Here is a 23,299-nt window from a genome sequence, read left to right on the forward strand (position 1 = left end):
TTTTTCGTTTTACTTACAAAACTCATATACATTTTACATATATTTTAAATTATTTTCAGTAAAAATTATATTATTTTTTAGTGTAAACCTTTTTTACTTTGACATTGTTGTTTAACTTAAATATAATAGAAAAAATAAACACCTATAGCAAGAGCAGCTATGCTGCAATACGGAACTTTTCACATATAAAAGAAGTGTAAAGCATAAAAATTTAATGCCATAATAACATTTGCTACAATAGGGTAAAAATAAATCTTAAATATAAACATAATACTAGTTTTAGACAAAAGGAGGACTTATTGTGGATAAGAAAAAGTTAATAAATCATGTAAAAGCTTCTAACAAAACTATAGACTGCGACTTAGTAATTAGAAATATAACAATAATTGATGTTTTTAATAAAAGTAGTTTTGTTGACAGTATTGGTATCAAAGACGGATATATTGTTGGAATTGGTGATTATGATGGAACAGAAATTATAGATGGAACAAATAAGTATATATGTCCGGGACTTATAGACTCTCATTGCCATATTGAATCCAGTCTTGTAACTCCTGCTGAATATTATAAAGCCGCCTTATTAAATGGAGTTACTTCAGCTATCGCTGATCCTCATGAAATTGCAAATGTAATGGGAACTGATGGGATAGAATTAATGCTCAATTCTTCTAAAGGCTTGCCTTTTGATACCTATTTTATGCTACCATCCTGTGTTCCAGGTACTAGTTTTGAAAATTCAGGTGCTACTCTCCTTGCTAAGGATTTATATGATTTTTATAAAAATGATAAAATTTTAGGGTTAGCTGAAGTAATGGATTTTCCAGCTGTCTCAAATTGTGAAGATAATATGATAAATAAACTCTATGATGCTATTAAGAGCAATAAAGTCATTGATGGACATGGTGCTGGTCTTACACCTATGATGACAAACGTATATAGAGCTGCTAATATCCTAACAGATCATGAATGTAATAATGCAGACGAAGCATTAGAAAAAGTTAAACGTGGTATGTATGTATTGATTAGAGAAGGTAGTGTAGCCAAAAATCTTAAGGAACTGTTACCTGCAGTTACTGAAGAAAATAGCTCAAGGTTTTGTTTCTGCACTGATGATAAGCATATAGATGACATGATAAATACCGGCTCAATTAACAGTTCAATAGTCTATGCTTTTAATAATGGATTAAAGCCTGAAACAGCTATTCAGATGGCTACAATTAACCCAGCTACTTTATACAAAATTAACAATAAAGGCGCAATTGCTCCTGGCTATATAGCTGACTTTATTTTATTAGATAATTTAGAAGACTTTAATATATTTAGAGTATACAAAGAAGGAATACTTGTTGTTGAAAATGGAATACTCGTAAACTCAAATGATGATTTAGTAAATGTTTCAAACTTAAAATCTTCAGCTGTTAATACAATAAATCTTCCAGCTTTGAATGAAGATAGTTTTAAAATTCACATTTCAAATAAGATTTCATCAAAATTAAATGTAATAGAAATAATTCCAAATAAATTAGAAAGTGTGCATTTAAAAGTCAATGTATCTGATATTGATACACTAATAAGTGGTAAAGATGAATATTTCAAATGTTCTCCTAAGGATGATTTAATTAAAATTTCTGTTGTTGAAAGACATAAGGCTACCGGAAACATAGGTCTTGGAATCTTAAAAGGATTAGGGATTAAAGAAGGTGCAATTGGAACTACAATTGCTCACGATTCTCACAATTTAATTCTAGCTGGAACTAATGACAAAGATATGCTTTTTGCAGCTAAAGAATTAGAAAAATTTCATGGTGGTATTATTGTTGTAAAGGACGAAACGGTTCTTGCTCATATTCAGCTTGAAATTGGTGGCCTTATGACACACAGGAAATATACTGAAATCCAAGGAGACTTAGAAAAACTTCATTCTGCAGTTAAAATAATTGCTCCTCAAATTGATTTTAATCCTTTTTTAACACTATCCTTTTTGTCCCTGCCAGTGATACCTGAAATTAAAATTACAGATAAAGGACTATTTGATGTTGTTAACTTTAAATTTATAGATATATTAGAATAAAATAAAATTTAAACAAAATTTTATTTTTATTAAATCAATCATTTAAATGCTTTATCATAATAAAAGAGAGCGTAATAGAACTATCAAATTTTTGATTGTTTTATTACACTCTCTTTTACTAAAAACTATTTTTTTACTCGATTTTAACTTAAAATATACCAAAAAGTTATATGCCTTTAATTTAAATCGTACTTTACCCTAGTAATAACTATGGATATTTCCTTAATTAAATCAACTTTTTCACCAATTCTAGTTACTCTTGGACTGTCTATTACTTTTAACTTTGGTCTTAATGGAAATCCTGGTGTTGTTTCTTCTACAATTGCAGTATCTCCTGTGCTTATTTCTACTATAGTTCCCTGAGGATATGGAATTACAATCCTACAAAAAGTATTAACAATATTATAATCAAACTTGGTACCAGCGTTTGACATTAAATATTCTAGGACATCGCTTGGAAACATTGCCCTCTTATCTGGCAAATCTGTAGATAAATTATCATATGTATCGGCTATACTAACAATATTACTTAAATCAAGAATATTATCTCTAGACAATCCATCTGGATAACCACTTCCATTAATGCATTCATGATGTTGAAGTACTACTAACTTACTTAAACTATTAATGTTATAAGTACTAGATAAATACTTATATCCAATCCTAGGATGCTGCTTTAGTATATCTTTTTCTTCTTCATTCAAATATCCTTCTCTATCCAAAATATCTTTTGGTAATAAAGATTTTCCAATATCATGAATTAATGCTCCTATGCATAAGGCCTCTAATTTTTTCTTAGGAAATTTAAAAGCTATTCCTATTGTTAGGGCTATTACTGCCACATTTACTGAGTGAGAAAACATATAGTTATTCATACTTCTTATATCAACTAAAGCAAGCATTACATCTTTGCGATTTAATATATCGTCAATTAAACTTACTGCCATTTTTCCTATATTATAAAAATAGCTTTGTTCCTGCCATGAGTAATCAGCTTCACCATTTTTTTCAGGTTTGCCCTTATTAAGCCTTCCTATATTAGAAAAAGCTTCTTTAATAGTTATAATTGCTTTTTGTCTTAATTCTGGTTTTATAATATCCTCAATTTCATCATTACTATATTTATCCACTATATATATTGATAAAATATTTATCTGTTTTATTTTTGCTATTGTACTTTCTCTTAAAACTACCCCGGCTCTAAGTAAAATACGTCCATCAACATCATATAATGTTTTCCCAAGTACTGTATTAGGTCTTACATTTTCAATTGGAACCAATCTCATTAGCCTATATTCCCCCTAAACTTTGCTATCAGCTCCTATAGCTTTAATATACATTTATGTTATAACCGAAGTCTTGAATACCAATTGTTACTTTTTGCCTTTAACCTTTTCTTTTTGCATACTTGTAAATTTTTGCATTCTCCAACTATTTTATTATCGGTAATGCCTTAAATTACTTTAATTTACTAAGATATAATTGTAAAATTTAAACTAAAATGAATTTTTCTATTACTTTAGCAATACCATCTTCATCATTTGAAGCAGTTATATAATCAGCTGCTTCTTTAATTTCTTTAGTTGCATTATCCATTGCTACTCCTAAACCTGCATATTTAATCATAGACAAATCATTTCCTGCATCTCCACATGCAATTATTTCTTCCTTTTTGATTCCAAGATATTCTCCAAGTCTTTTGAGGCCAAGTCCCTTATCAACTTCCTTATGAGTAAATTCTAAGAAAAATGGTGAACTTTTAAATACACTGTATTTTTCATAAACTTCCTTTGGTAATTTTTCTATAGCTGGATCCAATATTTCTTGTGGATCTATCATCATTACCTTTATAATATCTTCTTCATCATCAACTTCATTAAAATCCTTTATATTAATATCAATACCATTAATTTCAGCTTCATGCTCTGTGTATTGACTGTTTTTAGGAGTAATTAACCCTTCCTTAGCTGAAAAGGCATGAATATTAATATTAAGTTCTTTACTTATTTCATATATATATTTTAAATCCGCTCCTTTTAAAGAAACCTTAGACACAATTTCTGCTGTATTAGTATTTTGGACTAATCCCCCATTAAAGCTTAAAACATAATCTTCACCTTTTGTAAGTTCAAGTTCCTCTAAATATCTCTTTATTCCAATCAGTGGTCTTCCTGATGCTAATACTATTTTTACTCCTTTTGCTTCAGCCGCCTTAATTGCTGCTTCAGTTTTTTCAGATACCTTTTTATCTGACGTTAATAACGTTCCATCCATATCTAATGCAATTAATTTATACATATTATTCCTCCATTTGTTCAATTGTGCTTCTTTAAATTATATCATGAAATTTATATACTTAATATCACTAATTATCATATAAAATTATTTTTAACTTAATAGTGGAATATGCAATATAATTTAAATTTAACCCAATTACTTTTTATATAAAATACTCTAAATCATCTAAATTTGTAACTAATAGTAGTTTTTATTCATATTATGAATCATATCTAAAACTTATGAGGTTATATTTATGCTTGAGTCTCTTTTATTAGTTGCTTCAATATGTATAGATTCCTTTGTTGCAAGCATCGCTTATGGTACCTCGAAAATCCGAATACCTCCATTATCTGTAATAATAATAAATTTAGTCTGTACCATTACCTTTGCCTGCTCATTATTCATGGGATCAATTTTTAAAAGCATCCTTCCAGGTAGAATTCCTATGTTTTTAGGATTTTTCCTTTTAATGATAATCGGAATATATAGATTGTTTGAGTGTATCTTTAAAGCATACATTTCTAAATATTCCAAATCAGATAAACCATTAACTTTTAAACTTTTCGATTTTCAATTTGTTTTACAAGTGTATGCAAATGAAATTATAGCTGATTTTGATAATTCTAAATGCTTAAATATTAAAGAGTCTTTTTATTTGGCCATAGCATTATCATTAGACAGTCTTGCAGTTGGATTTGGTTCCAGCTTATGTAGTATTAACTATTTTGAAGTATTAATATTATGTTTTATTATAGGAGTTCTTTGTGTATCACTGGGAGTATTGATTGGCCGAAAATTTGCTCAAAAACTTCCTTTTGAGTTATCATGGCTTTCTGGCTTCCTTCTAATCCTACTAGCCATACTTAGAATTATAAAATAAATTACTTCCATAAAATTTTACCTAGATGTAGATGCACAATTTCCTCATATAATTTATGATAGATTATTAATTTTTCAAATTCAAAACTACAAAGTATGTAATAAGAAAATAATATATAGTCAATAATTTCTTTATTACAAATTATAAGAAATTATTGATTTTATTTTTTAAATTACATTATCTTTTACTTAATTCTATCTTTCTGTTAAAATATTAATAGGATATTATTAACATTTAAAATTATTATACCAAAATTCAACTTTTTAAATCTTTTAATAGCAATTTTGTTTATAAAAAATTAACATAATAATTTATTTTAATATTTAAAGGGAATGTATGTCATTTTAATGAGGGGGATAGATTAGTGGAACATATTTTAGTTGTCGATGATAATGTAACAAATTTAAAATTTGCAGAGCAAGCATTAAAACCACATTATAAAGTTACTTTACTAACTTCTGCTATGCAAACCATGAAATTTTTATCAAAAAATATACCAGATTTAATATTACTAGATATTAAAATGCCAGAAGTAAATGGATATGAAATTTTCAAAACCATTAAATCTATGGATAGATTGAAAAATATACCAATAATCTTTTTAACTGCTTTAAACGATATTGAAAGTGAATTAAAATGCTTAAAGCTTGGAGCTATAGATTTCATTGGAAAACCATTTGTTCCCGAATTAATGTTAAGTAGAATAAAAACCCATTTAGAACTTTCAAATTATAGAAAAAATCTCGAATTTCTTGTACGTGAAAAAACTGAAACTATAGAAAATCTTCAAGATAGTATGGTTGTTGGTCTTGCTGAATTAGTTGAATGCCGAGATGGAGAAACTGGTGGCCATATAAAAAGAACTGCTAAATATCTTGAGATTTTAGTTTATGCTATGAAAGAAGCAGGAGTATATTCTGAGAAATTAACAGAAGAATATATTCATGACATTATACGTTCTGCTCCACTTCATGATATAGGTAAAATAGGAATTTCTGATGGAATTCTTTTTAAGAGAGGCAGTTTTGATGAAAATGAACGCGATTACATGAAACAGCATACAACTCTTGGAGGTATGGCTCTTCAAAAAGTAATCGATGCTACTGCTAATGAAAATTTTTTATACGTAGCTAGGGATATGGCCCTTTGTCACCATGAAAAATGGGATGGTACTGGATATCCATCAGGTCTTTCAAAATATAATATTCCTCTTTGTGCAAGAATTATGGCTTTAGCTGACGTTTATGATGCTCTAACTTCTGAACGCCCCTATAAAAAGCCATATTCACACATAAAAGCTGTTGAAATAATTTTAAGCGGTTCTGGAACTCATTTTGAACCTTGTATTGTAGATACATTTAAATCCATAAGCGATAAGTTTAGTGTTATATCAGAAATATATAAACAAAAGGTGGAGATTATTGAAAATGAATGAAAATAATAAACCTCTTACTGATCAAAAAGCAAAAGTATTAATAGTAGATGATAGTATTGTAACACTAAAAATTGAAGAAAACTTAATGAAATCTTATGGTGTGGATGTAACTACTGCAAAAAGTGGCAAAGAATGTATAGCTTTACTTAATGCTAATAGATACGACATTATATTTATGGATCACTTAATGCCAGAAATGGATGGAATTGAAACAACTAAAAGAATTCGAAAAATGAAGGATGATTATTATAGAGATGTTATTATTATTGCTTTATCAGCCAGCATAGCTCCCAATATCTACTCTGTATATATAAAAAATGGCTTTAATGATTTTTTAGAAAAACCAATAAATACTTTCAAATTAAATGATTTTCTTCGAACTTATTTACCAAGAAAATATATTATAGAAACAAAATTATTTAATAATAAAGAAAGCGGATTAGGAGAAATATTAATAAAAGATGTAGATACAAAAAAGGCTATTCAAAATTGTGGCGGGATTATAGATAATTACCTTTCTTTGCTTTCAGTTGCATATAATGATGGTAAAAATAAAATTAAATTAATAAAGGATTATGCATTAAAAGAAGACATTACAAATTATACAATTGAAGTTCATGCGCTAAAAACTGTAGCAAACTTAATCGGTCATGATAAACTAGCTCAGTTATCAAAACGTCATGAAATTGCAGGTACAAATAATAATCTTTCCTTTATTTTAAAAAATGTTGATTTTCTTCTTGCTTCTTATGATGAATTATTAAATAATATAAAATCAGTTCTTCCTGAAGAACATTTAGTTATTAAAGAAAAAAATAAAAATTATACTATTGAAGATTTAAATGCTTTAGCGAATTTCGCTTTAGAATCAATTGATAATTTTGATTTAGATGCAATCAATGAATCTTTAGATCATTTACTTCATTATGATTTATCTCAATATGAAATGGCATCTATTGAAAAAACCAAATCGTTTATAAATATTTTCGATTATGATAATGCAAGTAACGAAATTAAAAATTTTAAAAACAGCTTATATATGCACAGAAATTCTTAACAAAAATCCCAAAAACTTTATAAGTCTTTGGGATTCTTGTTACTAAAAACCATATCTTTTAGCTTGTTTATCTATTTCTTCAAAATTATCCTCTAAAAATTTATTAAAAGTTGATTCATTTACTTTAAAAGAAAAATCTGTAGCTTTTATAAAGCTCATATATTTTATGAGAAGATCTGAAATTTCCTCTTCATCCACATTATACACTTTACTAAAAATATCTATAATTGATCCTTTATCAAAGTTCTTTAATCTTCTTTCTGCTTCCTTTTTTATAGCAGTAAGCTTATGCCCACCAAACAATTCCAATTGTTCTTTTAATGAAGCATATCCATTTCCTAACATAGATAAATATTCATTTATAATAGCTTCTTTAGTATTTTTAATGTTCTTTCTAAGCATAATATCTTTTAAAATTTCATATGCTCTTTCTTCTGATACTAAAAATGCTTCTTTTAGTATATCTGTATTCCTAAAAAATTGTTTATCTTTAACATTGTACTTTGCACGCTTTTCAATATATTCTAATAGTTCCTGATTGCTCAATGCCATAATAACTTCTCTCCTTATGTACTCTCTACTAATTTATTACAATTTAACATATCTTTCAAATTGCTTATTTAATTCATCTAAATCAGATTGTAAAAATTTATGAAAGGTATCCTTTTCCAATCTAAATACAAAGGATGCAGAATGTAAAAAAGTTAAGTATTTTTCAACTAGCTCTGGAATATCCTCTTCTGAAACTTTATAAACTTCTCTAAGGACATCATAAAATGATCCACCTCCATATTTTTTCAATCTTTTTTCTGCAGTATATACTACACTTGAATATTTATCCCCTCCAAAAACCTCTACTTGCTCTTGAATCGAACCATATCCTTTTTTTAACATATCAATATACTCATTTATAACTTCATTCTTAGAATTACCAATATCTTTTCTGGAAATAATATTTTTTAATACTTCATAGGCTTTTTCTTCTGATATCCAAAAAGCATGTTCTAATATATCTGTCATCTTATAAAAACTTTTTCCCTCAACATTTTTTCTTGCGCAATCTTCTATATACTTCAATAATCTTTCTTCTGAAGCTGTAAGCATTTAGATCCCACCCCTAATTATTAAATATTAATTATTTCCATTAGTTTCTTTATATCTATATTTTCTTCAAAGCTCTTGGCCAATTTATCATATTCATTAGTTTTATACTCATTTACTTTTTCTATGATTGCATCTTCTGATATAGTCATATTATTATTTTCCTTTAAAGCTCTTATAAATAAATTTATAAATTCTTCTGAATCAAACAGACCATGAAGATAGGTTCCTGCAACCATTTTATTTTCATCACATACCCCTACAATATTTCCATCATTATCCTTTATAAAAGGAATCGACTTTTTCCCTACTTTACTAATACCATTGTGTATTTCATAACCATTTATAGTATTACCTTTTATAGACTTTACTGTTTTTAAATCACATAAAATCTCAGCATTCGTTTGTTTCGTAATTTTTCTCTCATTAAATCTTGTTTTTATGTCCAAAAAACCAAAACCTTCTTCTTGAGATATGTGCCCTTCCACTCCTAGTTTATCCAGAACTAAAGTTCCAAGCATTTGATAACCACCACATATTCCAAATATTAAAACTCCACTTTCCTTTAATTCTTTTATTTTGTCATATAATTTATTTTCTTTTATAGTTCTTAAATCTTCAATAGTACTTTTGGTACCAGGAATTATTATCAAATTAGGATTTTTTAATTCCTCAGGTTCAGTAACATATCTTACATTTACCCCTTTTGCTCTTTCTAATATGTTAAAATCAGTAAAATTAGACATATGTGGCAGCCTTATTACAGCAATATCCAAACTTCCTTCTATTTTTTCATTTTTAATTCTTTCAGTTACACTATCTTCATCTTCAATATCAAATTTTTCATAGGGCATAACTCCTAAAACAGGTATATTAATAATTTCCTCTAATTGTTTTATTGCAGGTTTAAATAAATCTATATTACCTCTAAACTTATTTATAATTACTCCTTTAACTCTGCTTTTTTCCTCTTCAGACAGTAATGCAAGTGTTCCTACAATAGATGCAAATACTCCTCCCCTATCAATATCAGAAACTAAAATAACAGGTGATTCAGAAGCCTCAGCCATATACATATTTGAAATATCACTATCTTTTAAATTAATTTCTGCACAACTTCCTGAACCCTCTAAAACAATCACTTCATATTTTTTACTTAACTTATCGTAAGATTTATTAACTTTAGCTTTTAGCTCTTTGTTCAATTCTTTATATTGGTAAGGTTCTATATTACAATGAACTTTCCCATTTACTATTACTTGAGTATAATTTCCGCTTGGCTTAAGTAATATAGGATTCATTAATGCTTCTGGTTCTATTTCACAAGCCTCAGCTTGAACTACTTGTGCTCGCCCCATTTCTAAACCATCTTTTGTAACATATGAATTTAATGAAATGTTCAAAGCTTTAAAAGGAGCTACACTTAATCCTTGTTTTTTTAGATATCTGCATAAAGCTGTCACTAAAGTGCTTTTTCCAACAGAAGACGCTGTCCCCAAAAACATTATGCTCTTCTTTTTCATTTTTATCCTCCTATCACCTTTAATTTCGATGTCCAATTGTGTGAATAAAATTAAAGTATTATGTATGTTGTCACAATAAATCCTTAAATATTAATATTTATATTACATATTTGAACTATCAATTGTCAAATATCCAAAATCTCCAGAAATCTCTTTACTAATCTTTTTAAATTTAACTTGCTCTTTAAAAATAGGTCCATCAAATACTAGAGTATGGTATTCTCCATTTTCACCACTTGGATCGCATCCTAAATTTTTGATTTCATTGATAACATCCTTTTCTAGCTCTTTACCTAAAAATTCTTCACCCAAGAAATTTAAATTAACCTTTTTAATTACAGCTTTAAATCCATATTCTATAAATTCATTTGTAAGACCTTCTCTGTTTTCTTGCCATAAAGGAAACATACCTTTAATTTCAGCAGCCTTGCATCTATCTAAACACCACTTTTTATGATGCTCTATATCTATATCTCCAAACACACAAATATCAGCACCTTTTTCTTTTGCTTTAATTAATGTCTTCTCAAATTCTTCTTCATAAGATTTTCCTGAACAATCCACTTCAAACATTGGAATGTCTATCTTTTTAGAAACTTCATTTAATATTTCTTTTGGTATCTTATGAAAGCACGAAGCATTATCATCATCAAAAGTTACTAATAATCCAATTACTTCATATCCTTTTTTCAACATTCTATACAAAGACAACATACTATCTTTGCCACCACTAAACGATATTACAACTTTCTCTTTATTCATTTTTGACTTCCTTTATTTCTTTATTATTCAATATATTATTTATATAATTATGTATTTTACATTTTACCATATAAATATAAATAACATATAAACTTTCTCTTATTATATTACTCTTTATTATGATTTTGTTCAAATATGTCTACTAAACTCTTTATTAATATAGAATTTTCTTCATGACTTCTTACTGCAACCCTATAATAATTATTGGTGAATCCATTATAATTACTACAGCTTCTTATTAAAATATCATATTTTAGCAGTTCTTCCTTTAAATTTATTTTAGTCAAAGTTTTAAGTAAAATAAAATTTACACTAGGCTCATATACTCTTAATTCATTAATCTTACTTAATTCTCTATACAAATAATCTTTTTCATCAGATATGTACTTAATAGAATTTCTAATATAATTCTCGTCTTTTAGTCCCGCTTTTGTAGCAATTTCTGCAAAAATATTTATATTCCAAGCTGGAGATATGCTTTCAACTTTTTTCATCAATTGGATGTTTCCACTTATACCATATCCAATCCTTATACCTGGTAGTGCAAAAAACTTAGTTAAGGATTTTATTACAATTAGATTTTGAAATTCACTTATGTACATAATCATAGATAAATCCTCATTAATAAAGTCTAGAAAGGATTCATCAATTACCACAAACACATTATATTCTTCAGCTTTCTTTAAAACCTTAATTAATAATTCTCGTTTAGTTATAACTCCTGTTGGATTATTAGGATTGCATATAAAAAGTAAATTTAAATCCTCTTTAATATAATTTAAAATATCTTCTTTAATATGAAACTGACTTTCTTCATTTAGGTAATAATAAATAATATCCCCATTTATTGCTTTTACTGCTTCTTCATATTCAGAAAAAGTAGGTGCAAGTACAAGAGACTTTCTTGGATTAATTCCTCTAACCACATTAAATAATACTTCCGCTGCTCCATTTCCTAATATTATATTATTAGAAGTAACATCTTCAAATTCGCTTATTGCAGACTTTAATTCATAATAAGTTATATCGGGATATTTTTCTGCTTCACTTAAGTTTTCTACAATTGCTTTCTTAACACTTTCTGGCATTCCTAAAGGATTTATATTAGCAGAAAAATCAATTATTTTATCATAATCCATATTATTACTTCTACTTATTTCTTTAGCATTTCCTCCATGGCCTAAACTTGCCATCCTTATCACCTCCATTAATCACAAAGTAATTTAGTATTAAGTTATGATGGTTTAAACTAAATACTTAATTTTACTCATCCAATTAAAATTATTAGCAATTCTCTAATTCCCAATGTAATTAATACACCAATAAAAGAAGCTAAATAAAGAACTTTTGCTGTTTTCTTAACATCACTTATTTCAATTTCCTTAGCCGAGTCTCCAATTGTTGGTTTCTCTACTAGTTTTCCAAAATAGTAATTAGCTCCTCCAAGCCTTATACCAAGTGCTCCTGCCATTGCTGCTTCAGGATGAGCGCTATTAGGGCTTGTATGATTATATCTATCTCTTTTATATACCTTAAAACTATTTTTATAATCATACCCTAGTATTAAAGACGAAATTATAATTAATAATCCAGTTATTCTAGCAGGAATATAATTAAAAACATCATCTAATTTAGCAGGAAAATATCCAAATTCTATATATTTTTCATTCTTATATCCAAACATAGAGTCTAAGGTATTAACTGCTTTATATGCAAAAGCCAAAGGTGCTCCAAATATTCCTGCATAAAAAAGTGGAGCTATAATACCATCTGCCATATTTTCTGCTATTGTTTCAATAACAGCCCTTACTACACCTTCTTTGCTTAAACTCCCCGTATCTCGTCCAACAATAAATGATAACTGTTTCCGTGCTTCTTCTAAGTCTTCTTTTAACAAAAATTTAATTACCTTATATCCTTCAACTACTAATCCTTTTGAAGATATACAAAAATATATTAAAACTCCTTCTAAAATAGTTCCAAAATAAATATTAATAAATCGTGCTTCTTTGATAATTTCAAAAGTAATTATAAATGTTAACCCTACTGTCAATGCCCATACTACAAAACCAGCTAATTTTAAATTCTTTTTTAAAAGACGTCTAAATATAATTTCAAATTTACTTGCAACATATCCGATTCCTCTAACTGGATGTAATGGATTATTAGGGTCTCCTATTACCATATCTAATATATAACCTATTATTAATTCAATCATCTATTGCTCCCAACTACTTTTTCTATTTTATATCTGTTATTATCATTTATTTTTATAGTTAATTCATAACCCTCTCCATTTTTAGGCTGCCATTCATAAAACTTCTTATTATTATCATAGAGCATTTCTAGTATCATTCCAATAGTGCCTCCGTGTGTAACTCCTAAAGCTGTTTTTATATGATTTTCTATACAATATTCTATAAGCTCATTAAATCCTTCTACAATTCTTCTTCTAAATTCGCCTTTACTTTCTCCATTTGGACATTTTACTTTTTCTTCTTCATCCTCAATCCAAGTTATATATTCTTTAATTACTTTTAATTCTTCATATGACTTTAATTCAAAATCACCAAAGTTATATTCAAAAAACTTATCTAATTTAGTATACCTGGTTTCTGGGCAAAGAATCTCCAAAGTTTCATTTGCTCTTTTAGCTCCACTTGTAAAATAAAAATCACACTTTGGATATTTAATCTTTTTTAGAATTTCTTTTAACTCGCATATCCCATTTTCAGTTAGCTCAACATCACTTTTTCCGCAATATAGATTCTTTTCATTGCAGTAAGTTTTTCCATGCCTTATTAAATATAACTTAATTTCATCATTCATAAATTACTCCTAATAACATATTTTTAATTAAATCTATCCAAACTACTCACAGCTATCTATTTTAATTTTTCTTCTAAGCCAAAAAATATTCTATAAACTGTATCCGCATTTTTAGTTAACAATTGTAACACTCGACCTGTTTCTTCTCTCCATTCTCTATCTAACTTATCAATTGGAACAATTCCTGAATTTATTTCATCACAAATTATTATTTTATCTTTTATAATGTGTATATTCTTTTCTAAAATTTCTAAAGAATTAACATTATTTATAACACATGCTTTAGTAAATATGTGCAATCCACTTAAAACCTTTTTATTAAGCTTTAAATTTTCGTTTTTACAAAAAAATATATCTTCATCATCTAAATTATACTTTTCTTTTACAAAATCTAATTTGCCATTATAAGCTCCCCCAAAAATCAAGACCACTTATTTCACCTCAAATTTATATTATTATACCTAAAACTAATACTCCAGTCACCTCTCCTAAAACCAGTGCAAAACCTGCAACATCTCCTGATATTCCTCCAAATTCCTTTTTGCATTTTTCTACTGCAAGTGTAACTGCAAATATGATTAAAAAAACCAATATTAAACCATATATTTTCAACAATAAAAATGAAACTCCTGCAGCAAATAATAATGAAAATACCATAATTAATATATCTTTAATATTAGTACCTTTTTTAAAGTAAGTTCCAAGTGTACTTTCTTTTATTGTTTTTCTACTTAAAAGGAAATATGCAACTATGCTTCTACTTACTACTGGAATTAAAACTAATGTATAAAAAGGCATATTTTTTTCTACAATTGAATATATTCCTCCAAATTGCATAAAGAATAATATCAATAATGCTATTACAGCAAAAGCTCCTATTGTTGAATCCTTCAATATTCTTAGCTTTTCTTCCCTATCCCTTCTTGATAAAATTGCATCGCAAACGTCCATAAAACCATCTAAATGAAGCATCCCTGTAATTATAAAAGGAACTATCATAATTACTGCACTTTTTAAAACTATTGAAGTATTAAAAAATTTCATAAAATAATATGCTAGACTCCATATAGTTCCAACAATTAAACCAATGACTGGATAAAATTTCATCATATTTTTAGCACCTTCATCATCCCATTCAACATAAGGTGTTGGAATTATAGTAAACATGCTTAATGACATTATGAATCCCTTATATAATTCGTTCATATAATATTTTCTCCCCTGTCTTTATAGTACTTAACATTGCCAAAGCTACATTCAATTACATTATCACAAATTTCAGCTAATCTTCTATTTACTCTTGCTAATTCTCTTTGATAATTCTTTGTTATTTCATCATATTCTATGGCATCGTTAAATATATAATCACTTACAACCAAAGTGTTCTTCGCTTTAAATAAAATCTTTTCCAATCCATATAATATATTAAGTGACGGATTTTTAATAATTTTCTCATTACAAAACATTTCATTAGTTAGAAGCGATGTAATACTATCAATTAATACAGTATCTTCTTCACTTATACTATTAACTATTTTATGAAGATCTCTTTCAATTTCAAAGGTTTCATAATTTAACCCCTGTCTCCTTTGGATATGCTTTTTTATGCGCTCCTTATCTTCTTTATCGTAAGGCTTCATAGTTGCTATATATATAACTTTTTCTTTGGATAAAACTAAAGATATTTTCTCACCTATTTCAGATTTACCGCTTTTTGATCCACCTATAATTAAATATTTCATAATATTAATCTACCCTACTTAAATCCCTTACTTTTCTATCCCAATTCGAGAATTTATTCCTCTTTCATAAGGATGTTTCACAGCTTTGATTTCAGATACGTAGTCTGCAAGTTCAATCAGTTTCTGATTTGGATTTCTACCCGTTAAAACAACTTCTAATCCAACTGGCTTCTTTTTAAGAAATTCTACTATTTCATCTAATGGTATTAACCCTAAATTAGTTGAAGCAATTATTTCATCCAATATTAATAAATCAACTTTTTCTTCTATAGCTTTTTTTATGACCTTCCTAAATCTATCCTCATGCTCCTTTTTAGTTTCTATTTGTTCTTCCTCACTCATAAATTTAAAAAACTTTTTTACTGGAGTTCCTTTATAAATTTCAAAATTTTCTCCAAGCTTATCAATAGAATTTAATTCTCCTGTCTCATTATCCTTTAGAAATTGAGTCAATAGAACTTTTTTATTCCTTCCTGCTGCACGAATTCCAAGTCCCATTGCTGCTGTAGTTTTTCCTTTACCATCTCCACAATATATATGTATAAGTCCTAGTTCCATATGTGTTTCCCTCCTAATTCCATAATAAAATCAAATATTTTTATTTAATTATACTCAGCTATATTTTATATTAATATAACTATAATAATATTGAAAATTAAAAATATGTCCCTTTTAATACCAAATTAGATAATCTAACTTAGTAACTTTAAAAGGCGACATACCGTAATTATTATTGAAATTCAGTTCACTAATTAATGAATTGCTTTCTTTTTATACCTTTTCCCTTTTCCCTCTACACTTGATATTGTAATTAATGCTTCCTCATCAAATCCATTAACAATATCCTTTAACTTAGTTATTTCTAGCCTTGATAGCACAACATATATAACATTTGTTTTATTTCCAGTATAGCCACCTTTTCCATCTAATATTGTAATTCCTCTTCCAAGCCTTGCCATTATAGCTTCTGAAATATCTTTATTTTTATCCGATACAATAATCACTGCCTTTAACTCATTAAGTCCTTCAACAGTAATATCTATTGTTTTAAAAGCAATAAAATATGCTATCAATGAATACATAGCTCTATCCCATCCAAATATAAAGCCAGAACTTCCTAATATGAAAAAATTAAAAAACATAACTATTTCACCAACAGAAAATGGTGATCTTTTTTCTAATATGATAGCGGTAATTTCTGTTCCATCTAAGGAACCACCATTTCTTATAATTAAACCTACTCCTGCACCCATTATAATTCCACCAAATATAGTTGCAAGCAGTATATCCTGTGTTATTCCTGGAACCGGGTGAAGTATACTTACTCCTGTTGCAAAACATATTACTGCAAATATTGTTGAAAGTGCAAAGGTTTTTCCTATTTGTTTATATCCTATAATTACAAATGGCAAGTTTAGTAATACTATGAATATTCCTAAACTTATACCAGTTAAATGGCTTGCTATAATCGATATCCCTGTAATTCCACCATCAATAACATTGTTAGGTAATAAAAATATTTCAAGTCCAATTGACACTAAAGCAGCTCCAATCATTATAAAAACAACTCTGCTTAAAGTAGTAAAAATATGGTTATGTTTATGTTTCATGTCATCACTCCTTAAATATTATTAATATGCCTTATAAGAGGTAATATTTCTAAATAATAAAGCGTAAATTAATAACTGTTAATACCTGTAATTTTGTTATTTCATACATCTTTTGCTTTAAAAAATTTAAAAACATATAAACATATCATTATTATTATAGCATACCTTACCAAAATTGTCATATTTCAAAAACAGGCTCACTAATATTATTTGCTCACTTTTTTAAGTTCATCTAAATAACTATCATTTATTTCAGCTTCTTCAAAGGTTGCCATGTTATTCATAACAGCACAGGCTGAATCTATTATTGAAAATGCAAGTGGACATCCACTACCTTCACCAAGAGCCATATCCAAATTTAATATTGGACTAAGTTTAAGTTCTTCCAATGCAACTTTGAAGCCTAATTCCCTTGAATCATGAGATGTAAACATGTAATCTCTTGTTTTTGAATTTAATCTAAACGCAAGGAGTGCTGCTACTGCTGATATAAATCCATCAATAACAACTGGAATTTGATAATATGCAGCTCCCAAGAACACACCTGTCATTGCTGCTATATCAAAGCCACCAACTTTAGAAATCACTTCAATAGGATCTTTTTTATCTGGCTTATTTATTTCTATGGCCTTCTTTATTACTTCTTTCTTCCATGCAAAAGTTTCATCCGTAATTCCGCCACCTCGACCTACTACATCCTCCACTTTTACATCAGTTAAACTTGATAATACTGCACTGCTTGTTGATGTATTTCCTATTCCCATTTCTCCTACACCAAGGATTTGAAACTGCATATTTTTCGCATTTTTAACAGCTTCAATTCCAGTCATTATTGCTTGTATTGCTTCATCATAGCTCATTGCAGGTCCTTTTGCTATGTTATTGGTAGACTTTCTTATCTTTCTATTAATTACTTTTTCATGCTTAAAATCACAGTTAATGCCAACATCAACAACCATAAGTTCTGTGCTATTAGCTTTTGCAAGAACTGCAACCCCAGTTAATCCTTTTGTAAAATTAATAGTTTGAGCTAAAGTTACAGACTGGGGAGCTGATGCAACTCCTTCTTCAATAACTCCATTATCTGAGCACATTATTATTACCATTTTTTTATTGATATTGTTCTTAACCTTTCCTGTAATTCCAGAAAGTTTTATTGATATTTCTTCTAATTTTCCCAAACTTTTTAATGGCTTTGCAAGTGAAGTCATTCTATTTTCCGCTTTTTTTATTGTTTCCTTATCTACATCTTTTATTCCGTATATAATTTCATTTAATTGTTTTAAGTTATCCTTCATTGTTACCCCCAAATTAGACTCCATTAAGAGTTATAAATTAAAAATCAAGAGTCAACTTATAACTATTTGATTTTAAAATATATTGTTACGTATTTATAAGTTATTATGAATTATATTTATTTACTATTAAAAAAATTCATCTCGCATTCAAAATCTAAAAGTTGAAGATTTTGTTCTTGAATAATTTCTGTTAAAAGTTCCGCATATATATTTTCGCCTTTATCATTTTGGACAGTACTATATCCCGATTTTTCTATTGCATTAGCTTGTTCTATATACTGAGTAGCCTTAAAAACTCCACTTTCTCTATACCTCTTATTATTTTTAAGAAATTCTCAATAATCTTTTACAGATTCTTCATTACTTGAATATACCCTAAAATAATCTGTGATTTTCTTATTATAATATTCTGAAGTATCCATTTTTACTTTTTTGCCCTTCCAACTGTTATCTGCCTTTATACCAAATAAATTATTTGCTTTTGTACTTAGTTCAGATTTTCCCCAACCACTTTCTAATATTGCCTGGGAAATCGTAATAGATGGAAGAACTCCATATTTATTATATATATCTGTTGCCTGAGAATATAGTCCCTTAACAAACTCCTGTTTTGAACTATTATTTAAACTATTCTTTTGTGTTCCTGTAAATTTTAAATTGTCTATGTAATGATAAACCTTATCCCTTTTTTCTTTATCAAAATCAAATTTACTAATAACCGTATCTAAGTCTACAAGTTTATACTCATTATCTCTAAGTTTTGTACTTGTACTATTTTTTTCTAAAAACATATTAGCTAATGCAGTTATACTTTCATCAGTAGCTTTGGAAAAATCATTTCCGTATCTAACTCCATCAATGGCAGCCATATACTGCCAATTAATTTGAAGCCTCCCATCACTAACTTTATCCGCTATTTGTATATATTGCTTAGTATTAAGCTGTTCCAAATTAATATCCTTATATTTTACATTATTAATCACATTAATTTCTATGGCAATTAGCACTGCAAAAATTGCTGCCACAATAGCCATAATGAATTTACCAAAACTCTTCTTTTTTTTCTTTTTCATTGATATAAAATAACTCCTCTAAATATTAAAATACCTTTTAATTAATAAATCACATTATAGTTTCTACTAATTATTACAGTTATCTGCAATTTCCTTTTCCTTAAATATAACATAAAATTTCAAGTTATGACCATATTAATATAAAAATTAAGAGAAACCTTTTTGGCATTACTCTAATCAGGTTTCTCTTTTTCAAGATAATATTATTTCTACATTGGAATAGACTCCAATAAATAGCATTCAGACTTTATACTTTTAAAAACACATAAAATATTGTCGTAAAAATTACCAAACTGCAAAAATTGTATTTTATAAATTTAAAAAGATATTTTTTTCCATCGTATTCCTTAGCATATAATTTATATGAAATTAAACTTGCCAATGATGCAATAATTGTCCCCATTCCCCCAATGTTTACACCAAGCAATACTTCTCTCCATGCCCCTGTAAATTGAGATAATAAAATAGCACTAGGAACATTACTTATAAATTGACTAAAAAATATCGCCGAAAAATATACACTTGTACTACTTTTCAAAAGACTGCTCATAATATTGTTTATAAAGTCCATACTGGATAAATTTCCAATTGCAACAAAAAAGAATACAAAAGTAAGTAGTAATATGTAATCTAATTGCTTAAAAATCTCTCTTTCAATAAAAAAGCTCACAAAAATTGTTATTGCAAATGCAATTCTATAATCAAATAAATGAAAAACCGATAGTAATATAATCAAAAATAAGCAGCAAAAAATAATTACACTATTCTTATTTTTAATTATTATTTTATCTAAATCAACTTTCAAGGTTTCATTAGAAACTCTATAATTTAACATTACTAGCCACAACACACCAATTAACACAAAATAAATAGTAGCTTTAAAAAATGTTATTGCTTCTATATTAAAAAAAGAATATAAATATAAATTTTGAGGATTACCCATTGGAGTAAGACTACTTCCAATATTGGCGGCTAAGGTTTCTAATATTATTATCTTTATAGGATCAAACTCCGCCTTATTAGCAACAATTAGAGTAAGAGGCACAAAGGTTATTAATGCCACATCATTTGTTATGAACATAGAAAATATAAAGCATAAGCCCACTAAAACAAAGGAAATTCCCCTTAAACTTTTATTTTTAGCTAATATTTTAATTGCTATTTTATCTAATAATTTTAATTTTTCAAAAGCACATATTACTATCATAAGATTAATCAATAATATTAATACCTGAAAATCAATATATTCCAATTTAGGCCTAGTTATTATTGAAGTAGTTAAAGCCAAAAATAGTGAAATAGTAAAAACCATTTCTGTTTTTAAAATTATTACAGTATTATTCCAAAATTGTTTTATTTTCATTTTAAAAGCCATCCTCCAAGTCAATTTTTTTACTCTGCTTAACAATATAATTTTGTATTAAAACTAAAAAACAAATCCAATTATATCACATCTAATAAGTTTTTACGTTTAGAAAATCATTTTCTTCTAATAAACATTTTATACTATCTTGCTTTCCTTATAAAATTAATTTATTTAGATGTTCATACAATTTTTTCAAATTGCTTATTAGTTAGTTCTACTTATGTTATACTATTTACATATTAACAATAATTTTAATTTCTTACTTAAAATAGTACTGTGTAAAACTATATTAATTATTTTATAATGGAGGTATTCCCATGTTTATTTTTGATTTCAAAAAAACTTTTTGGATTTTTAAACCACAAAAATACGAACTTAAAGCTGATGTCATTACAATAACTACAGAACCAAACACAGACTTATGGCAAAGAACTTATTACGGTTTTAGGAATGATAATGCACCTGCTTTATTAATTAAAACTGACGAAAAATACTTTTCATTTACAGTCAAAACCAATTTTGATAGTAAAAAACAATTTGACCAATGTGGAGTAATCATTTATCAAAACAGCGACAATTGGTTTAAGGCTTCAATCGAATATGAAAATGATGAATATCAAAGATTAGGAAGTGTTGTTACTAACAATGGATTTTCAGATTGGGCAACTACTGATATAAGCGGAAATATTAAATCAATGTATTATAGACTAAGTCGTAGAAATAACGACTTTTGCATTGAAAATTCATATGATGGCCAAAATTATAAGCAAATGAGAATTTTTCATTTATTTCAAGCTGATAATGAAATAAATTTAGGAATATATGCTTGTAGTCCTTCCAACTCTTCTTTCAATGCTATATTTTCTGAAATAAAAATATCTGAATGTTTATGGAATGAACACAAGTCTTCTTAATCAATAAATATTGATCTTATACTTAACTTTTTATAACATAACTTTAGTTTTTATATTATAACTTCATAAAAAAATCAAGAGAATTAGCATATAATTCTCTTGATTTTTAGTTTCTATAAATTCACACATCTTTTCAATTACAATTATCTATACTCAATTTCAGAAATATTTATCTTATTAGTTTGCTGGTTCCCATTTGCAACGAACTGGAGATATAATTGCATTTTCCTTTTTTAATTCTTTAAATGCATTATCTATTTCTTTACGATCTAAACCTGATAATTTTTCTACTTCTCCTGCACTAACTGGTTTACCAGCTTCCTTCATTACTTCTAATACTTTTTCCTTAACGCTCATTATAACAACTCCCTTTTTAAATTAATCATATTGAAATTATAATATATTATTTTTATTTAATCAATAATTATTATTAAAGAAAATATATTATCTTTTTAGATTTATAGTTTTAAATCTGCAAATTCCATTTTCTAAAAACAAATTTACATTATCATTTATTTAAACAGCATTCTTTTACCAAATGTTCAACTAATTCTTCTTCACTTGTAAACACAAAAGTTCCATTAAAATTCGGTCTTTCAATTAAAATAAGTTTAATTTCAGCATCTGTTACTGCTTTATATTTTTCTAAAGTTCCACCTTCAATACCACTGTCCTTAGTTAAAATTGCCTTTGCATCATATTGATATATAAAAGCTTTTTCAAGTTCATATGTTATTGGCCCCTGCATAGCTATAATATCTTTAATACTTATTCCTGCTTCAACAATTTTATTTAATACCTTAGGTAATGGAAGTATTCTATGTATAACTCTATATTTAAAATCTAAGTTCAAGAATTTTGAAACATTATTTCCACCCGTAGTATTTAATACATTTCCATCAATTTCTTCTATGACTTCAATTGCTTCATCATAATTTTTAACTCTTATTATATTATCCAAATTTATATTTTCTAATACTCCTGGTCTTTCAAACCTAAAATACTGTATTCCAATTGTATTTGAACATTTTAAAGCAATTTTGGTAACTTCCTCTGCATAAGGGTGAGATGCATCAACTAAAACATTAATTTCATTTGCTATTAACCAATTTAGCATTTCTTCTTCATTTAAAGGTTTAGTATTAAGCACCTTTATGTCGAACTCTTTCAATATTTGTCCACCATATGTTGTAGCTGTTGTAACCGCAATATCATTTGTATATTTATTTATTAATTCTAATATCTTTTTTCCTTCTGAAGTACCCAAAATAAATCCAATCATATTTACTCCAATCATAAATTAGTTTATAAGTTTATATGCTAAAGCTACTTTAAATTTCAAAAAGCTTCATAAATAT

At 27.3% G+C, this 23,299-nt stretch carries 24 protein-coding genes; 5 read left to right on the top strand and 19 right to left on the bottom strand.

What is annotated here, in order from left to right:
- The first annotated feature begins 301 nt into the window (after positions 1 to 301).
- Complete coding sequence (gene ade, locus GXK56_RS12520) at positions 302 to 2,071, top strand: adenine deaminase (RefSeq protein ID WP_160687800.1); 1,770 nt, start codon at positions 302 to 304, stop codon at positions 2,069 to 2,071.
- 176 nt (positions 2,072 to 2,247) lie between these two features.
- Here the strand turns inward: ade and GXK56_RS12525 are convergent, their stop codons facing one another.
- Positions 2,248 to 3,357 carry an HD-GYP domain-containing protein gene (locus GXK56_RS12525; protein WP_160687802.1) on the bottom strand — a complete coding sequence of 370 codons (1,110 nt, stop codon included), beginning with the start codon at positions 3,355 to 3,357 and terminating at the stop codon, positions 2,248 to 2,250.
- A 205-nt stretch (positions 3,358 to 3,562) separates the two neighbouring features.
- Positions 3,563 to 4,369 carry a sugar-phosphatase gene (yidA, locus tag GXK56_RS12530; protein ID WP_160687804.1) on the bottom strand — a complete coding sequence of 269 codons (807 nt, stop codon included), beginning with the start codon at positions 4,367 to 4,369 and terminating at the stop codon, positions 3,563 to 3,565.
- 235 nt (positions 4,370 to 4,604) lie between these two features.
- Here yidA and ytaF point away from each other — a divergent pair, with 235 nt between their 5' ends.
- The 3 genes from ytaF to GXK56_RS12545 all read left to right on the top strand — a co-directional run bounded on the left by ytaF (position 4,605) and on the right by GXK56_RS12545 (position 7,723).
- The gene (gene ytaF / locus GXK56_RS12535; RefSeq protein WP_160687806.1) at positions 4,605 to 5,231 is read left to right on the top strand and encodes a sporulation membrane protein YtaF; all 627 of its coding nucleotides are present in this window, start codon (positions 4,605 to 4,607) and stop codon (positions 5,229 to 5,231) included.
- Positions 5,232 to 5,595: 364 nt separating this feature from the next.
- On the top strand, positions 5,596 to 6,666 hold the full coding sequence (locus GXK56_RS12540) for an HD domain-containing phosphohydrolase (RefSeq protein ID WP_160687808.1): 1,071 nt from the start codon (positions 5,596 to 5,598) through the stop codon (positions 6,664 to 6,666).
- Complete coding sequence (locus tag GXK56_RS12545) at positions 6,659 to 7,723, top strand: response regulator (RefSeq protein WP_160687810.1); 1,065 nt, start codon at positions 6,659 to 6,661, stop codon at positions 7,721 to 7,723. Before GXK56_RS12540 ends, GXK56_RS12545 begins: the two co-directional genes overlap by 8 nt.
- Before the next feature lie 42 nt (positions 7,724 to 7,765).
- Here GXK56_RS12545 and GXK56_RS12550 read toward each other — a convergent pair whose 3' ends face one another.
- The 15 genes from GXK56_RS12550 to GXK56_RS12620 all read right to left on the bottom strand — a co-directional run bounded on the left by GXK56_RS12550 (position 7,766) and on the right by GXK56_RS12620 (position 21,024).
- Positions 7,766 to 8,275, bottom strand: a complete 510-nt coding sequence (locus GXK56_RS12550; RefSeq protein WP_160687812.1) for a hypothetical protein — start codon at positions 8,273 to 8,275, stop codon at positions 7,766 to 7,768.
- 36 nt (positions 8,276 to 8,311) lie between these two features.
- Positions 8,312 to 8,827 (bottom strand): hypothetical protein, encoded by a 516-nt coding sequence (locus GXK56_RS12555; RefSeq protein WP_160687814.1) that lies wholly within the window; start codon positions 8,825 to 8,827, stop codon positions 8,312 to 8,314.
- A 20-nt stretch (positions 8,828 to 8,847) separates the two neighbouring features.
- On the bottom strand, positions 8,848 to 10,347 hold the full coding sequence (locus GXK56_RS12560; RefSeq protein WP_160687816.1) for a cobyric acid synthase: 1,500 nt from the start codon (positions 10,345 to 10,347) through the stop codon (positions 8,848 to 8,850).
- Between the two features lie 102 nt (positions 10,348 to 10,449).
- Entirely contained in the window at positions 10,450 to 11,109 is a 660-nt protein-coding gene (locus GXK56_RS12565) for a diphthine--ammonia ligase (protein ID WP_160687818.1), read from the bottom strand.
- Between the two features lie 107 nt (positions 11,110 to 11,216).
- Entirely contained in the window at positions 11,217 to 12,302 is a 1,086-nt protein-coding gene (cobD, locus tag GXK56_RS12570) for a threonine-phosphate decarboxylase CobD (RefSeq protein ID WP_160687820.1), read from the bottom strand.
- A 74-nt stretch (positions 12,303 to 12,376) separates the two neighbouring features.
- Positions 12,377 to 13,327 (bottom strand): adenosylcobinamide-phosphate synthase CbiB, encoded by a 951-nt coding sequence (gene cbiB / locus GXK56_RS12575; protein ID WP_160687822.1) that lies wholly within the window; start codon positions 13,325 to 13,327, stop codon positions 12,377 to 12,379.
- A complete protein-coding gene (locus GXK56_RS12580) occupies positions 13,324 to 13,938 on the bottom strand; it encodes a histidine phosphatase family protein (RefSeq protein WP_160687823.1) in 615 nt (204 codons plus the stop codon). Before GXK56_RS12580 ends, cbiB begins: the two co-directional genes overlap by 4 nt.
- Positions 13,939 to 13,994: 56 nt before the next feature.
- On the bottom strand, positions 13,995 to 14,369 hold the full coding sequence (locus GXK56_RS12585) for a bifunctional adenosylcobinamide kinase/adenosylcobinamide-phosphate guanylyltransferase (protein WP_160687825.1): 375 nt from the start codon (positions 14,367 to 14,369) through the stop codon (positions 13,995 to 13,997).
- A gap of 16 nt (positions 14,370 to 14,385) precedes the next feature.
- Positions 14,386 to 15,144, bottom strand: a complete 759-nt coding sequence (locus GXK56_RS12590) for an adenosylcobinamide-GDP ribazoletransferase (RefSeq protein ID WP_160687827.1) — start codon at positions 15,142 to 15,144, stop codon at positions 14,386 to 14,388.
- Entirely contained in the window at positions 15,141 to 15,680 is a 540-nt protein-coding gene (locus tag GXK56_RS12595; protein ID WP_160687829.1) for a bifunctional adenosylcobinamide kinase/adenosylcobinamide-phosphate guanylyltransferase, read from the bottom strand. The genes GXK56_RS12590 and GXK56_RS12595 overlap by 4 nt, the downstream gene beginning before the upstream one ends.
- 27 nt (positions 15,681 to 15,707) lie before the next feature.
- Positions 15,708 to 16,238, bottom strand: a complete 531-nt coding sequence (locus GXK56_RS12600) for a cob(I)yrinic acid a,c-diamide adenosyltransferase (protein ID WP_160687831.1) — start codon at positions 16,236 to 16,238, stop codon at positions 15,708 to 15,710.
- Between the two features lie 194 nt (positions 16,239 to 16,432).
- Positions 16,433 to 17,290: a YitT family protein gene (locus GXK56_RS12605; RefSeq protein WP_160687833.1), complete on the bottom strand. Its 858-nt coding sequence runs from the start codon at positions 17,288 to 17,290 to the stop codon at positions 16,433 to 16,435.
- 206 nt (positions 17,291 to 17,496) lie between these two features.
- Positions 17,497 to 18,588: a nicotinate-nucleotide--dimethylbenzimidazole phosphoribosyltransferase gene (gene cobT, locus GXK56_RS12610; protein WP_160687834.1), complete on the bottom strand. Its 1,092-nt coding sequence runs from the start codon at positions 18,586 to 18,588 to the stop codon at positions 17,497 to 17,499.
- A 335-nt stretch (positions 18,589 to 18,923) separates the two neighbouring features.
- Positions 18,924 to 19,661, bottom strand: coding sequence for a glucosaminidase domain-containing protein (locus GXK56_RS28545; protein ID WP_279283103.1), 738 nt, complete (start codon positions 19,659 to 19,661; stop codon positions 18,924 to 18,926).
- Positions 19,662 to 19,908: 247 nt separating this feature from the next.
- Positions 19,909 to 21,024: an SLC13 family permease gene (locus tag GXK56_RS12620; protein ID WP_160687836.1), complete on the bottom strand. Its 1,116-nt coding sequence runs from the start codon at positions 21,022 to 21,024 to the stop codon at positions 19,909 to 19,911.
- A 320-nt stretch (positions 21,025 to 21,344) separates the two neighbouring features.
- Between GXK56_RS12620 and GXK56_RS12625 the strand changes: the two genes are divergently transcribed.
- Positions 21,345 to 21,941 carry a DUF1349 domain-containing protein gene (locus GXK56_RS12625; protein WP_160687838.1) on the top strand — a complete coding sequence of 199 codons (597 nt, stop codon included), beginning with the start codon at positions 21,345 to 21,347 and terminating at the stop codon, positions 21,939 to 21,941.
- Positions 21,942 to 22,118: 177 nt separating this feature from the next.
- On the opposite strand, the gene GXK56_RS12630 is transcribed toward GXK56_RS12625, so the two are convergent.
- Both GXK56_RS12630 and GXK56_RS12635 read right to left on the bottom strand, forming a co-directional pair.
- On the bottom strand, positions 22,119 to 22,298 hold the full coding sequence (locus tag GXK56_RS12630) for a transcriptional regulator (RefSeq protein ID WP_160687840.1): 180 nt from the start codon (positions 22,296 to 22,298) through the stop codon (positions 22,119 to 22,121).
- Between the two features lie 151 nt (positions 22,299 to 22,449).
- Positions 22,450 to 23,223: a cobalt-precorrin-6A reductase gene (locus GXK56_RS12635; protein WP_160687981.1), complete on the bottom strand. Its 774-nt coding sequence runs from the start codon at positions 23,221 to 23,223 to the stop codon at positions 22,450 to 22,452.
- Between the last annotated feature and the right edge of the window lie 76 nt (positions 23,224 to 23,299).

The organism is Clostridium sp. C2-6-12 (genome assembly GCF_009928485.1).
GTDB lineage: Bacteria > Bacillota > Clostridia > Clostridiales > Clostridiaceae > Clostridium.